The 14,374-nt window shown below is 72.8% G+C and carries 13 protein-coding genes; all 13 read left to right on the top strand.

Annotated features, from left to right (window positions below; all coding sequences use genetic code 11):
* Positions 1-190 precede the first annotated feature (190 nt).
* The 13 genes from ACIQVT_RS30950 (at position 191) to shc (ending at position 14,374) form a co-directional block, all read left to right on the top strand.
* Positions 191-2,038 (top strand): DUF5941 domain-containing protein, encoded by a 1,848-nt coding sequence (locus ACIQVT_RS30950; RefSeq protein ID WP_403761544.1) that lies wholly within the window; start codon positions 191-193, stop codon positions 2,036-2,038.
* On the top strand, positions 2,035-2,787 hold the full coding sequence (locus ACIQVT_RS30945; RefSeq protein WP_403761540.1) for a sugar phosphate nucleotidyltransferase: 753 nt from the start codon (positions 2,035-2,037) through the stop codon (positions 2,785-2,787). The genes ACIQVT_RS30950 and ACIQVT_RS30945 overlap by 4 nt, the downstream gene beginning before the upstream one ends.
* Positions 2,775-3,836 carry an iron-containing alcohol dehydrogenase family protein gene (locus ACIQVT_RS30940; RefSeq protein ID WP_403761537.1) on the top strand — a complete coding sequence of 354 codons (1,062 nt, stop codon included), beginning with the start codon at positions 2,775-2,777 and terminating at the stop codon, positions 3,834-3,836. Before ACIQVT_RS30945 ends, ACIQVT_RS30940 begins: the two co-directional genes overlap by 13 nt.
* Entirely contained in the window at positions 3,814-4,599 is a 786-nt protein-coding gene (locus ACIQVT_RS30935) for a CDP-alcohol phosphatidyltransferase family protein (RefSeq protein ID WP_403761534.1), read from the top strand. The genes ACIQVT_RS30940 and ACIQVT_RS30935 overlap by 23 nt, the downstream gene beginning before the upstream one ends.
* A 5-nt stretch (positions 4,600-4,604) precedes the next feature.
* Positions 4,605-5,477 (top strand): glycosyltransferase family 2 protein, encoded by an 873-nt coding sequence (locus ACIQVT_RS30930; RefSeq protein ID WP_403761686.1) that lies wholly within the window; start codon positions 4,605-4,607, stop codon positions 5,475-5,477.
* Between the two features lie 111 nt (positions 5,478-5,588).
* Positions 5,589-6,518: an ABC transporter permease gene (locus tag ACIQVT_RS30925; RefSeq protein WP_403761531.1), complete on the top strand. Its 930-nt coding sequence runs from the start codon at positions 5,589-5,591 to the stop codon at positions 6,516-6,518.
* Complete coding sequence (locus ACIQVT_RS30920; protein ID WP_356820359.1) at positions 6,511-7,299, top strand: ABC transporter ATP-binding protein; 789 nt, start codon at positions 6,511-6,513, stop codon at positions 7,297-7,299. Before ACIQVT_RS30925 ends, ACIQVT_RS30920 begins: the two co-directional genes overlap by 8 nt.
* Before the next feature lie 386 nt (positions 7,300-7,685).
* Positions 7,686-8,582, top strand: coding sequence for a squalene synthase HpnC (gene hpnC, locus ACIQVT_RS30915; RefSeq protein ID WP_403761527.1), 897 nt, complete (start codon positions 7,686-7,688; stop codon positions 8,580-8,582).
* Positions 8,579-9,541, top strand: a complete 963-nt coding sequence (hpnD, locus tag ACIQVT_RS30910) for a presqualene diphosphate synthase HpnD (RefSeq protein WP_403761524.1) — start codon at positions 8,579-8,581, stop codon at positions 9,539-9,541. Before hpnC ends, hpnD begins: the two co-directional genes overlap by 4 nt.
* Positions 9,541-9,669 carry a DUF6380 family protein gene (locus tag ACIQVT_RS30905; RefSeq protein WP_403761521.1) on the top strand — a complete coding sequence of 43 codons (129 nt, stop codon included), beginning with the start codon at positions 9,541-9,543 and terminating at the stop codon, positions 9,667-9,669. The genes hpnD and ACIQVT_RS30905 overlap by 1 nt, the downstream gene beginning before the upstream one ends.
* Positions 9,666-11,093, top strand: coding sequence for a hydroxysqualene dehydroxylase HpnE (gene hpnE / locus ACIQVT_RS30900; RefSeq protein WP_403761518.1), 1,428 nt, complete (start codon positions 9,666-9,668; stop codon positions 11,091-11,093). The genes ACIQVT_RS30905 and hpnE overlap by 4 nt, the downstream gene beginning before the upstream one ends.
* Entirely contained in the window at positions 11,093-12,226 is a 1,134-nt protein-coding gene (locus tag ACIQVT_RS30895; RefSeq protein WP_403761514.1) for a polyprenyl synthetase family protein, read from the top strand. The genes hpnE and ACIQVT_RS30895 overlap by 1 nt, the downstream gene beginning before the upstream one ends.
* A gap of 114 nt (positions 12,227-12,340) precedes the next feature.
* Entirely contained in the window at positions 12,341-14,374 is a 2,034-nt protein-coding gene (shc, locus tag ACIQVT_RS30890) for a squalene--hopene cyclase (RefSeq protein ID WP_403761511.1), read from the top strand.

Raw genomic sequence — 14,374 nt, 5'->3', positions numbered from 1 at the left:
CCGGATCCCCGATGATGATCGCGGCAAAGGCCGGGGCAGTCCCCGTGGACCGGGCCGTGAACGGCCGGTGAACACGGCCTCCGGCCCATCCGATAGCCTCTGCCGACATGCCGCCCGGGTGCCGCTGGCAGGGCGCCCCATCACGCAGAAGACCGGCGCCCGCGCGCCGGCACCCAGGGAGTGAGTTCGGTTGTCGACCGCCATCGTCACCGGTCAGCCGGTGCCCGGATCGTCACTCGAGAACGATCTGCGGTCCCTCGGCTTCGACGTGCGCGTGGCCGCCGACGCCGCCGAGGCGGAGACCCTGCTGGCGGCCGTGCCCGTCGACCGGCGCGTGGCGCTGGTCGACTCCCGTTTCGTCGGTCACCCGCACGCCCTGCGTCTCGGCCTGACCGACCCGCGCTTCCCGCTCGCCGCGGTCCCCGGCGCCGTCACCGCGCAGCCCGCCGCCCGGCAGGCGCTCACCCGGGCGGTGGCCCGCGAGACATCCGCCGGCACCGGTGCGGCCGGCGACCCGGCGGCACTCGCACCGGGCGGTGCCCCCGCGCTCGCCGCGGACAACCTCGCCGACCACGTCGTCACCGCCCTCGACGCCGGGGGCGACGCCGTGCACCGGCCGGAGCTGGGCAGCCTGGTCGCCACCGTCCCCGCCGACCCGCAGGCCCGCAACGAGGCCCGGCAGGCGGTCGCCGCCGTGGACGACGAGGCCGTACGCCTGAGGTCGGCCGTGAAGTCCCGCGACGGCTTCTTCACCACGTTCTGCATCAGCCCCTACTCGCGCTACCTGGCCCGCTGGTGCGCCCGCCGCGGTCTGACCCCGAACCAGGTCACCACCGCCTCGCTGCTCACGGCCCTGATAGCGGCGGGCTGCGCGGCCACCGGCACCCGCGGCGGTTTCGTCGCGGCCGGCGTGCTGCTCATCGCGTCGTTCGTACTGGACTGCACCGACGGCCAGCTGGCCCGCTACGCGCTCAAGTACTCCACGCTCGGCGCCTGGCTCGACGCCACCTTCGACCGGGCCAAGGAGTACGCCTACTACGCCGGTCTCGCGCTCGGGGCGGCCCGCGGCGGCGACGACGTGTGGGCCCTCGCCCTCGGCGCGATGATCCTCCAGACCTGCCGGCACGTGGTCGACTTCTCCTTCAACGAGGCCAACCACGACGCCACCGCCAACACCAGCCCCACCGCCGCCCTCTCCGACAAGCTCGACAGCGTCGGCTGGACGGTCTGGCTGCGCCGCATGATCGTGCTGCCGATCGGCGAGCGCTGGGCACTGATCGCCGTACTCACGGCCGTGACGACCCCGCGCATCACCTTCTACGTCCTGCTCGTCGGCTGCGCCTTCGCGGCCACCTACACCACGGCCGGCCGGGTGCTGCGCTCGGTGACCCGCCGGGCCCGGCGCACCGACCGGGCGGCGCGGGCGCTCGCCGACCTCGCCGACTCCGGTCCGCTCGCCGAGGCGGTCGGGCGGGTGACCGGGCGGGGGCTGCCGGGCTTCGCCGTGCCGGCCGTCGCGCTGCTCGGCGGCGCCGCGGTCGTGGCCTGCTCGGCGCTCACCCGGTTCGGCGGTGTGCTGCCCGTCGCCGGCGCCCTCGTGTACGTCGTCACCTCCGCGCTCGCCGTCGCCCGCCCCCTCAAGGGCGCCCTGGACTGGCTGGTGCCGCCGTTCTTCCGGGCCGCCGAGTACGGCACCGTGCTCGCCCTGGCCGCCCGGGCCGGGGTGAACGGCGCCCTTCCCGCGGCTTTCGGCCTGGTGGCCGCCGTCGCCTACCATCACTACGACACGGTGTACCGCATCCGCGGCGACGCCGGAGCGCCCCCGGCCTGGCTGGTGCGTGCCGTCGGGGGGCAGGAGGGGCGGACGCTGCTCGTCACCGTCCTGGCCGCGGTGCTCACCGCCTCGCGGTTCGAGGCCGCGCTCACGGTCCTCGCCGTGGCCGTCGCCCTGCTGGTGCTCGTGGAGAGCATCCGCTTCTGGGTGTCCGCCCACAAGGGCGGCGCGCCCGCCGTACACGATGAAGGAGAACCCGCATGATCGGCCTCGTGCTGGCGGCCGGCGCCGGACGGCGTCTGCGCCCCTACACCGACAGCCTTCCCAAGGCTCTGGTGCCGGTGGGTCCCGCGGGCATAGAGGGCGAACCCACGGTCCTGGACCTGACCCTCGGCAACTTCGCCGAGATCGGGCTGACCGAGGTCGCGGTCATCGTCGGCTACCGCAAGGAGGCCGTGTACGAGCGCAAGGCGGCCCTGGAGCGGACGTACGGCCTGAAGCTCACGCTCATCGACAACGACAAGGCCGAGGAGTGGAACAACGCCTACTCCCTGTGGTGCGGCCGGGACGCCCTGAAGGACGGCGTCATCCTCGCCAACGGTGACACCGTGCACCCGGTCTCCGTGGAGCGGACGCTGCTCGCCGCCCGCGGCGAGGGCCGGCGGATCATCCTCGCGCTGGACACCGTGAAGTCCCTCGCCGACGAGGAGATGAAGGTCGTCGTCGACCCGGCCAAGGGTGTCCGGAAGATCACCAAGCTGATGGACCCGGCCGAGGCGACCGGCGAGTACATCGGTGTCACCCTCATCGAGGGCGACGCCGCGCCCGAGCTCGTGGACGCGCTGAAGACGGTCTGGGAGACCGACCCGCAGCAGTTCTACGAGCACGGGTACCAGGAGCTGGTGAACCGCGGCTTCAGGATCGACGTCGCGCCGATCGGCGAGGTCCCGTGGGTGGAGATCGACAACCACGACGACCTCGCCCGCGGACGGGAGATCGCGTGCCAGTACTGACCCGGCTCATTCCCTCGCCGGTCGTCGTGGACATCCGCCCGGGTGCCCTCGACGACCTGGCCTGTGTCCTCGCCGACGAGCGCATCTCGCAGTCGGGCCGGCTCGCCATCGCCGTCAGCGGCGGGTCGGGCGCCCGCCTGCGCGACCGGATCGCCCCCTCGCTGCCCGGCGCCACCTGGTACGAGGTCGGCGGCGGCACCATCGACGACGCGGTCCGGCTGGCGGGCGACATAAAGGCCGGCCACTACGACGCGGTCGTCGGCCTCGGCGGCGGAAAGATCATCGACTGCGCCAAGTTCGCGGCGGCCCGTGTCGGCCTGCCGCTGGTCGCGGTCGCCACCAACCTCGCGCACGACGGCCTGTGCTCGCCGGTCGCCACCCTCGACAACGACGCGGGCCGCGGCTCGTACGGCGTGCCGAACCCCATCGCGGTCGTCATCGACCTGAACGTGATCCGTGAGGCGCCCGTCCGCTTCGTGCGTTCCGGCATCGGCGACGCCATCTCCAACATCTCCGCGGTCGCGGACTGGGAGCTGGCGCACCGCGTCAAGGGGGAGAAGATCGACGGCCTGGCCGCCGCCATGGCACGTCAGGCCGGCGAGGCGGTGCTCCGGCACCCCGGCGGGGTCGGCGAGGACGGCTTCCTCCAGGTGCTGGCGGAGGCGCTGGTCCTCACCGGCATCGCCATGTCGGTGTCGGGTGACTCCCGCCCGTCCTCCGGCGCCTGCCACGAGATCAACCACGCCTTCGACCTGCTCTACCCCAAGCGGGCGGCCGCCCACGGGGAGCAGTGCGGTCTCGGCGCCGCCTTCGCGATGTACCTGCGGGGCGCGCACGAGGAGTCGGCGTACATGGCCGGGGTGCTGCGCAGGCACGGGCTGCCGGTGCTGCCGGAGGAGATCGGCTTCACGGTGGACGAGTTCGTCCGCGCGGTGGAGTTCGCCCCGGAGACCAGGCCCGGCCGCTACACGATCATCGAACACCTCGACCTCAAGACGAATCAGATCAAGGACATCTACGCCGACTATGTCAAGGCCATCGGTAGCTGAACTCCGTCCGGTCGTCCACCCCGCGGGGGTGAAGGACCGGCGCAGCGGTGAGCACTGGGCGGGACGCCTCTACATGCGTGAGGTGTCCCTGCGCGTCGACCGCTACCTGGTGAACACCAGGGTCACGCCCAACCAGCTCACGTACCTGATGACCGTCTGCGGCGTGCTCGCGGCCCCGGCCCTGCTGGTGCCGGGGATCGCGGGCGCCGTCCTCGGGATCGTCGCCACCCAGCTGTACCTCCTGCTGGACTGCGTCGACGGCGAGATCGCCCGCTGGAAGAAGCAGTACTCGCTCGGCGGGGTCTACCTGGACCGCGTGGGCGCCTACCTCACCGACGCGGCCGTCCTGGTCGGCCTCGGCCTGCGCGCCGCCGACCTGTGGGGCAGCGGCCGCATCGACTGGCTGTGGGCCTTCCTCGGCACCCTCGCCGCGCTCGGCGCCATCCTGATCAAGGCCGAGACCGACCTGGTCGGCGTCGCCCGCCACCAGGCCGGCATGCCGCCGGTGCAGGACGCGGCGGGCGTCGCCGAGCCGCGTTCCGCGGGCATGGCGCTGGCCCGCCGCGCCGCCTCGGCGCTCCGTTTCCACCGGCTCATCCTCGGTATCGAGGCCTCGCTGCTCATCCTCGTCCTGGCCATCGCGGACCAGGTGCGCGGCGACCTGTTCTTCACCCGTCTCGGCACCGCCGTCCTCGCCGGCATCGCCGTGCTCCAGACGCTGCTGCACCTGGTGTCCGTCCTCGCCTCCAGCAGGCTGCGGTGAGTGCCGTGAAGGTCGGCGCCGTCATCATCACCATGGGCAACCGGCCCGAGGAACTGCGCGCCCTGCTCGACTCCGTCGCCAAGCAGGACGGCGACCCCGTCCAGGTCGTCGTCGTCGGCAACGGCTCCCCGGTCCCGGACGTGCCGGCGGGCGTCCGCACCGTCGAGCTGCCCGAGAATTTGGGCATCCCCGGCGGACGCAACGTCGGCATCGAGGCCTTCGGTCCCGGCGGCCGCGACGTCGACATCCTGCTCTTCCTCGACGACGACGGCCTGCTCGCCCGGCAGGACACCGCCGAGCTGTGCCGGGAGGCCTTCGCCGCCGATCCGGAGCTCGGCATCATCAGCTTCCGCATCGCCGACCCCGGCACCGGCGAGACCCAGCGCCGGCACGTGCCCCGGCTGCGCGCCGCCGACCCGATGCGCTCCTCCCGGGTCACCACCTTCCTGGGCGGTGCCAACGCCGTGCGCACCCGCGTCCTCGCCGAGGTCGGCGGGCTCCCGGACGAGTTCTTCTACGCCCACGAGGAGACCGACCTCGCGTGGCGGGCCCTCGACGCCGGCTGGATGATCGACTACCGGTCCGACATGGTGCTGTACCACCCGACGACCGCGCCCTCGCGGCACGCGGTCTACCACCGCATGGTCGCCCGCAACCGGGTCTGGCTGGCCCGCCGCAACCTGCCCGCCCCGCTCGTCCCCGTCTACCTCGGGGTGTGGCTGCTGCTCACCCTGGCGCGCCGCCCGTCGCGGCCGGCGCTGAAGGCGTGGTTCGGCGGATTCCGGGAAGGCTGGAGCACACCGTGCGGTCCGCGCCGCCCGATGCGCTGGCGCACGGTGTGGCGCCTCACCCGGCTGGGCCGTCCCCCGGTCATCTGACAAGCTCGTCCGTGAGGGCCCGCGCGCCCCGGGAGGGGCCGCCGGACGAGACGGGCCGCCGGACCACGAACGCGAACCCGATGACGATGACGATGACGAAAGTTTCCACCTGTGAGTGAGACCACGCACGACGGCACGGTCGCGGTGACCGCCGCCCCGTCGCCCGACGAGGGACTGACGGCGGACCGGCTGGCCGCCAGGTACGGGCTGACCGTGAGCGGTGCCCGGCCCTCGCTCGTGGAGTACGTCCGTCAGCTGTGGGGGCGCCGCCACTTCATCCTCGCCTTCTCCCAGGCGAAGCTGACGGCCCAGTACAGCCAGGCCAAGCTGGGCCAGCTGTGGCAGGTGGCCACGCCGCTGCTGAACGCGGCCGTGTACTTCTTCATCTTCGGGGTGATCCTGAAGGCCAGCCGCGGCATGTCCCGGGACGTGTACATCCCGTTCCTGGTCACCGGCGTGTTCGTGTTCACCTTCACGCAGAGTTCGGTGATGTCGGGCGTCCGGGCGATCTCCGGGAACCTCGGTCTGGTGCGGGCGCTGCACTTCCCGCGCGCCTCGCTGCCGGTCTCCTTCTCGCTCCAGCAGCTCCAGCAGCTGCTGTTCTCGATGATCGTGCTGTTCGTCGTGGCGATCGGTTTCGGCAGTTACCCGAGCCCGTCGTGGCTGCTGATCGTGCCCGTCCTGGTGCTCCAGTTCCTGTTCAACACCGGACTGGCGATGATCGTGGCCCGCATGGGCGCCAAGACGCCTGACCTGGCGCAGCTCATGCCGTTCCTGCTGCGCACCTGGATGTACACCTCCGGCGTCATGTTCTCGATCAACAAGATGCTGGAGGGGCGTCCCGAGTGGATCGTCCGGGTGCTCCAGGTCAACCCGGCCGCGATCTACATGGACCTGATGCGGTTCGCGCTGATCGACGGCTACGGTGCCTCGAACCTGCCGCCGCACGTGTGGGCCATCGCCCTGTTCTGGGCCGTGGCGGTCTTCGCCGGCGGCTTCGTGTACTTCTGGAAGGCGGAGGAGCGGTACGGCCGTGGCTGAACACGACAACGGCGAGCGTCGTCCGACGGTCATCGCCGACGAGCTGCACATCGTCTACCGCGTCAACGGCGCCCGCACCGGCAAGGGCAGCGCGACGGCGGCCCTGAGCCGGATCCTCAGGCGCGGCTCCGACGACGCGGCGCGCGGGGTGCGCAAGGTGCACGCCGTACGGGGGGTGTCCTTCGTCGCCTACCGCGGCGAGGCCATCGGCCTGATCGGCTCCAACGGCTCCGGCAAGTCCACCCTGCTGCGTGCCATCGCCGGTCTGCTGCCCGCCGAGAAGGGCAAGGTCTACACCGACGGCCAGCCCTCCCTGCTCGGCGTGAACGCGGCCCTGATGAACGACCTCACCGGCGAGCGCAACGTCATCCTCGGCGGTCTCGCCATGGGGATGTCCCGGGAGCAGGTCAAGGAGCGCTACCAGGACATCGTCGACTTCTCCGGCATCAACGAGAAGGGCGACTTCATCACCCTGCCGATGCGCACGTACTCCTCCGGCATGGCCGCCCGGCTGCGGTTCTCCATCGCCGCCGCCAAGGACCACGACGTGCTCATGATCGACGAGGCGCTGGCCACCGGTGACCGCAAGTTCCAGAAGCGCTCGGAGGAGCGCATCCGGGAACTGCGCAAGGAGGCCGGCACGGTCTTCCTGGTGAGCCACAACAACAAGTCGATCCGCGACACCTGCAACCGCGTGCTGTGGCTGGAACGCGGCGAGCTGCGCATGGACGGACCCACCGAAGAGGTGCTCAAGGAGTACGAGAAGTTCACCGGCAAGTGACCTGTTTCGGCCAGGGCCCCACCGGTGACCGTCCGGCGGGGCCCTGCGTCCGCGCAGGACCGGTGGGGCCCCTCGTCCGCAAAGGAAACGTCAACTCCGGCCGCCGTAAGGAATCTTGACGCCGATCGGTGTGTTGTTGTGATGTGCAGGACACCCCGGCGGTCCGTGCCGCGTTGTACAACGTAAGCTGTACCGGCGCCGGAACCCGGCAAGTGGGGCGATAACGCGCGACACCCTCCGTCAGGGCGCCGTACGCGCGGCCGGGCGGCGTGTCCGAAATAGTGTGTATTAGGTCGGCAGTGTAGAACGGGAGATGTGACGGCAATGGCTACGGAGACTCCCCTGCTCGACGCAGCGTGTGCCGTCCCCGCCCCGGGCGGCACACGATGACGGCCACCGACCCGGCGCCGGACCTGGAACGCGCCACCCTGGCCAAGTCCGCGAGCGAGAACTTCCCCGTGGCCCCCTTCTTCCTGCCCCGGGCGTGGCGCGAGGACCTCATGGCCGTCTACGGATTCGCCCGACTGGTGGACGACATCGGCGACGGCGACCTCGCCCCCGGCGGCGGCGACGCCCGTCTGCTCGGCGTGGAGCCGGACGCGGCCGAGGACCGGCTGGTCCTCCTCGACGCCTTCGAGGCCGACCTGCGCCGCGTCTTCGACGGCACGCCGCGACACCCGCTGCTGCGCCGCCTCCAGCCCACGGTCCGCCGCCACGCCCTCGCCCCCGAACCCTTCCTCGGGCTGATCGCCGCCAACCGCCAGGACCAGCTCGTCACCCGTTACGAGACCTACGACGACCTTCTCGCCTACTGCGAACTGTCCGCCAACCCCGTCGGCCGCCTCGTCCTCGCCGTCACCGGCACCTCGACCCCCGAGCGGGTCCGGCTCTCCGACGCGATCTGCACCGCCCTCCAGATCGTGGAGCACCTCCAAGACGTCGCCGAGGACCTCGGCCGCGACCGGATCTACCTACCCGCACAGGACATGAAGCGCTTCCACGTCCGCGAGACGGACCTCGCCGCGGACAGCGCGGGCGCGTCGGTGCGCGCCCTGGTCGCGTACGAAGCACAACGCGCCCGCGATCTGCTGAATGAAGGCGCCCCCCTGGTGGGTAGCGTCCACGGCAGGCTGAAACTGCTGCTCGCGGGGTTCGTGGCGGGCGGGAGGGCGGCGCTCGGCGCGATCACCGCCGCCGAGTTCGACGTACTTCCCGGCCCGCCCGCGCCCGGCACGCTCCGGTTGCTGCGCGAGGCGGGCGTGATCCTGCGAGGAAAGGGGTGATCCGGACCGTGGATTCTCCGCCGCACGTGTCCGCACCGGTACTCGCCGCCTACAGCTACTGCGAGACCGTCACCGGGCAGCAGGCCCGGAACTTCGCCTACGGCATCCGGCTGCTGCCGACGGCGGAACGCCGCGCCATGTCGGCGCTGTACGCGTTCTCCCGGCGCGTGGACGACATCGGCGACGGCGACCTGGCCGACGAGGTCAAACTGACCCGTCTGGAGGACACCCGGACGCTGCTCGCCCGGGTCAAGGACGGCGAGGTCGAGGAGGACGACACCGACCCGGTGGCCGTCGCCCTCGCCCACGCGGCCGAGGCCTTCCCGATCCCGCTCCACGGCCTGGACGAGCTGATCGACGGCGTCCGGATGGACGTGCGCGGACAGACCTACGAGACCTGGGACGACCTGAAGGTCTACTGCCGGTGTGTCGCCGGCGCCATCGGCCGCCTCTCGCTCGGCGTGTTCGGCACCGAACCGGGCGCGCGCGGCGCCGAGCGCGCACCCGAGTACGCCGACACCCTCGGCCTCGCGCTCCAGCTCACCAACATCCTCAGGGACGTCCGCGAGGACGCCGAGGACGGCCGTACCTACCTGCCCGCCGACGACCTCGCCAAGTTCGGCTGCTCGGCCGGGTTCCGGGGACCGACGCCCCCGGCCGGCTCGGACTTCGCGGGCCTCGTCCACTTCGAGGTGCGCCGCGCCCGGGCCCTGTTCGCCGAGGGCTACCGGCTGCTGCCCATGCTCGACCGGCGCAGCGGCGCCTGCGTGGCCGCGATGGCCGGCATCTACCGCCGGCTGCTGGACCGCATCGAGCGCGACCCGGAGGCCGTGCTGCGCGGCCGGGTCTCGCTGCCCGGGCACGAGAAGGCCTACGTCGCCGTGCGCGGCCTGTCCGGGCTCGACACCCGTCACGTGACCCGCCACGTCTCCCGGCGCTCCGTCAGGAGGCGCGCCTGATGGACCTCCCCGGACCAGGCGGCAGAGGCCGGGCAACCCCGCGCCGCGGCGTGGCGTCCCTGACTGCGACGGCCGGGCGTGCACCGTTCGACCAGCACGTCCGGCACGCACGGAAGGACGCACGATGAGCGACGGCTCACGCCCCGCACCGGCGCACGCCGCCACCCCCCGGCCGGGGGGCCGCAGCGCCGTCGTGGTCGGCGGCGGACTCGCCGGGGTCACCGCGGCCCTCGCCCTCGCCGACGCCGGGGTACGCGTCACCCTGCTCGAAGCCCGGCCCCGGCTGGGCGGCCTCGCCTTCTCCTTCCGGCGCGGCGGGCTGACCGTCGACAACGGCCAGCACGTGTACCTGCGCTGCTGCACCGCCTACCGCTGGTTCCTCGACCGGATCGGGGGAGCGGCGCTGGCACCGCTCCAGGACCGCCTGGACGTGCCCGTCGTCGACGTCTCCAAGCCCGCCGGCCGGCGGCTCGGCCGGCTGCGGCGCGACCCGCTGCCCGTCCCCCTCCACCTGGGGCGCAGCCTGGCCGCCTACCCGCACCTCTCGCTCGCCGAACGCGCGGCCGTCGGCCGGGCCGCGCTCGCGCTGAAGCGGCTCGACCCCGCCGACCCGGCCCTGGACGCACAGGACTTCGGCAGCTGGCTGGCCGCCCACGGCCAGTCGCCGCGCGCCGTCGAGGCGCTGTGGGACCTGGTGGGTGTCGCCACCCTCAACGCGGTCGCGGGCGACGCCTCGCTCGGGCTCGCCGCGATGGTGTTCAAGACCGGTCTGCTCTCCGACCCGGGCGCGGCCGACATCGGCTGGGCCCGCGTCCCGCTGGGCGAACTGCACGACCGGCTGGCCCGGGTGGCACTCGACTCCGCGGGCGTCCGCACCGAGGTCCGGACCCGCGTCACCTCCCTCTCCTCCCACGCGGACGGGTCCTGGAGCGTCCACCTCCCCGGCGAGACGCTGGAGACGGACACGGTCGTCCTCGCCGTACCCCAGCGCGAGACCCACGCCCTGCTGCCGGCCGGCGCCCTGGACTCCCCGGGCCGGCTGCTGGAGATGGAGACCGCGCCGATCCTCAACGTCCACGTCGTCTACGACCGCCGGGTCCTGGCGGCGCCCTTCCTCGCCGCGCTCGGCACCCCGGTGCAGTGGGTCTTCGACCGTACCGACGCCTCCGGACTGCGCACCGGCCAGTACCTCGCCCTGTCCCAGTCGGCCGCGCGGGACGAGATCGACACCCCGGTCGCCGAACTCCGCCGGCGCTACCTGCCCGAGCTGGCCCGGCTGATCCCGGCGACGCGTACGGCCGTGGTGGAGGACTTCTTCGTGACCCGGGAGCGCACGGCCACGTTCGCCCCCACCCCCGGCGTCGGGCGGCTGCGGCCCGGCGCCCGCACCAAGGCCCCCGGCCTGTACCTGGCCGGAGCGTGGACCGCCACAGGGTGGCCCGCGACCATGGAGAGTGCGGTCCGCAGCGGAGTGAGCGCGGCCGACGCCGCGCTCGGCGCCCTGGGCCGGCCCCGCCCCCGCCGCCTCTTCGGATTCGAGGAGGCGGCCTGATGCCCGGTCAGCGGGCGGCGGCCCCCCGCACCTCCGGTACCGCGACAAGAGGAGAGACTGTGCCCACTGTGCCCCCGGCCTCGACGCCCGCTCCACGGGCCGCGGTGGACGTGACCGCGCTGCTGGAGCGCGGCCGGACCCTGGCCACACCGGTCCTGCGTGCGGCCGTCGACCGCCTGGCGCCTCCCATGGACACCGTCGCCGCCTACCACTTCGGCTGGATCGACGCCGCCGGCAACCCCGCCGACGGCGACGGCGGCAAGGCCGTGCGTCCCGCGCTCGCCGTCCTCTCCGCCGAGGTCACCGGCGCCGCACCCGAGACGGGCGTCCCGGGCGCGGTCGCCGTCGAACTCGTGCACAACTTCTCCCTGCTGCACGACGACCTGATGGACGGCGACGAGCAGCGCCGGCACCGGGACACCGTCTGGAAGGTGCACGGCCCCGCCCAGGCCATCCTGGTCGGCGACGCCCTGTTCGCCCTCGCCAACGAGGTGCTGCTGGAACTGGGCACCGCCGAGGCCGGCCGCGCCACCCGCCGGCTCACCACCGCCACCCGTGCCCTGATCGACGGTCAGGCCCAGGACATCTCCTACGAGCACCGCGACCGCGTCAGCGTCGAGGAGTGCCTGGAGATGGAGGGCAACAAGACCGGTGCGCTGCTCGCCTGCGCCTCCTCCATCGGCGCGGTCCTCGGCGGCGCCGACGACACCACCGCCGACGCGCTGGAGCGCTACGGCCACCACCTCGGCCTCGCCTTCCAGGCCGTCGACGACCTCCTCGGCATCTGGGGCGACCCGGACGCCACCGGCAAGCAGACGTGGAGCGACCTGCGCCAGCGCAAGAAGTCCCTGCCGGTGGTGGCCGCGCTCGCGGCCGGCGGCCCCGCCTCCGAGCAACTCGGCGAGATCCTCGCCGCCGACGCCAAGAGCAGCGACTTCGCGAACTTCTCCGAGGAGGAGTTCGCGGCCCGCGCGGCCCTCATCGAGGAGGCCGGCGGCCGCGAATGGACGGCGCGGGAGGCGCGTCGCCAGCACACCATCGCCATCGAGGCCCTCGACGCCGTCGGCATGCCCGACCGGGTACGGGACTCCTTCACGGCCCTCGCCGACTTCGTCGTCGTACGGAAGAGGTGACCGCCACCGGTTCGACAGGCCTCGCGTAGTCGCCGGCCGGTGACCCTTTCGAGGACACCGGCCGACGGAGTTCCCACAGCAGCACGACGCGCACGACTGCACGAAGGGGAAGCCATGACAGCGACGACCGACGGAAGCACCGGGGCGACCTTGCCGTCCCGCGCGGCCGCGGCCAGCGACACCACCACCTTCACCATCCCCGAGAAGACCGGGGTGCACGAAGCCGCCGCACGCGCCGCGCAGCGCGCCACCGACTTCCTGCTCGCCCGGCAGGACGCCCAGGGCTGGTGGAAGGGCGACCTGGAGACCAACGTCACCATGGACGCCGAGGACCTGCTGCTGCGTCAGTTCCTCGACATCCTGGACGAGGACACCACGCGGGCCGCCGCCCTGTTCATCCGCGGTGAGCAGCGGGACGACGGCACCTGGGCCACCTTCTACGGCGGGCCCGGCGACCTGTCCGCCACCGTCGAGGCCTACGTCGCCCTCCGGCTGGCCGGTGACGCCCCCGACGCCCCCCACATGGCGAGGGCGTCGGCCTGGGTCCGCGAGCGCGGCGGCATCGCCGCCGCCCGCGTGTTCACCCGGATCTGGCTCGCCCTGTTCGGCTGGTGGAAATGGGAGGACCTGCCCGAACTCCCGCCGGAGCTCATCTGGTTCCCCAGCTGGATGCCGCTGAACATCTACGACTTCGGCTGCTGGGCCCGGCAGACCATCGTGCCGCTCACCATCGTCTCCGCCAAACGACCGGTCCGCCCGGCGCCGTTCCCGCTGGACGAGCTGCACACCGACCCCGCCCGACCCAACCCGCCCAAGCCCCGCGCGCCGCTTGCGAGTTGGGACGGTGCCTTCCAGCGTCTGGACAAGGCGCTGCACCGGCTGCGCAAGGTCGCCCCGCGCAGGGTGCGCAAGGCGGCGATGGACTCGGCGGCCCGCTGGATCATCGAACGGCAGGAGAACGACGGCTGCTGGGGCGGCATCCAGCCCCCGGCCGTCTACTCGGTGATCGCCCTCTACCTGCTGGGCTACGACCTCCAGCACCCCGTGATGCGGGAGGGCCTGGCCTCCCTGGACCGCTTCGCCGTCTGGCGCGAGGACGGCGCCCGGATGATCGAGGCCTGCCAGTCCCCGGTGTGGGACACCTGCCTGGCCACCATCGCCCTCGCCGACGCCGGACTCCCCGTCGACCATCCGCAACTGGTCAAGGCGGCCGACTGGATGCTCGGCGAGGAGATCGTGCGGCCCGGTGACTGGGCCGTCAAGCGTCCTCATCTCCCACCCGGGGGCTGGGCGTTCGAGTTCCACAACGACAACTACCCGGACATCGACGACACCGCCGAGGTCGCGCTCGCGCTGCGCCGGGTCCGTCACCACGATCCCGAGCGGGTGGACCGCGCCATCGGCCGGGCCGTCCGCTGGAACCTGGGCATGCAGTCGAGGAACGGCGCCTGGGGCGCCTTCGACGCCGACAACACCAGCCCGTTCCCCAATCGGCTGCCGTTCTGCGACTTCGGTGAGGTCATCGACCCGCCGTCCGCGGACGTCACCGCGCACGTCGTGGAGATGCTCGCCGCCGAGGGCCTGTCCCACGACCCGCGCACCCGGCGCGGCATCGCCTGGCTGCTCGCCGAACAGGAGGCCGACGGTTCGTGGTTCGGCCGCTGGGGAGTCAACTACCTCTACGGCACCGGGTCGGTGGTGCCCGCGCTCACCGCGGCCGGACTGCCCGGCTCGCACCCGGCGATCCGGCGGGCCGTCCTGTGGCTGGAGAGCGTCCAGAACGACGACGGCGGCTGGGGCGAGGACCTGCGCTCCTACAAGTACGTCAAGGAGTGGAGCGGCCGGGGCGCCTCCACCGCCTCCCAGACCGGGTGGGCGCTGATGGCCCTGCTCGCGGCGGGCGAGCGGGACTCCAAGGCCGTGGAGCGCGGCGTCCGGTGGCTGACGACCACCCAGCGGGCGGACGGCACCTGGGACGAGCCGTACTTCACCGGCACCGGCTTCCCCTGGGACTTCTCCATCAACTACCACCTCTACCGGCACGTCTTCCCCCTCACCGCGCTCGGCCGCTATCTGCACGGGGACCCCTTCGAGCGGCAGCTGCTCGCCCGGGCCGCGGCACCGCTCACCGAGGCCGGGGGAGCCTGA

The organism is Streptomyces sp. NPDC100445 (genome assembly GCF_044759735.1).
Classification (GTDB): domain Bacteria; phylum Actinomycetota; class Actinomycetes; order Streptomycetales; family Streptomycetaceae; genus Streptomyces.
Note: the sequence above shows the minus strand (reverse complement) of the source record. Positions and strands in the feature narration are given on the sequence as shown.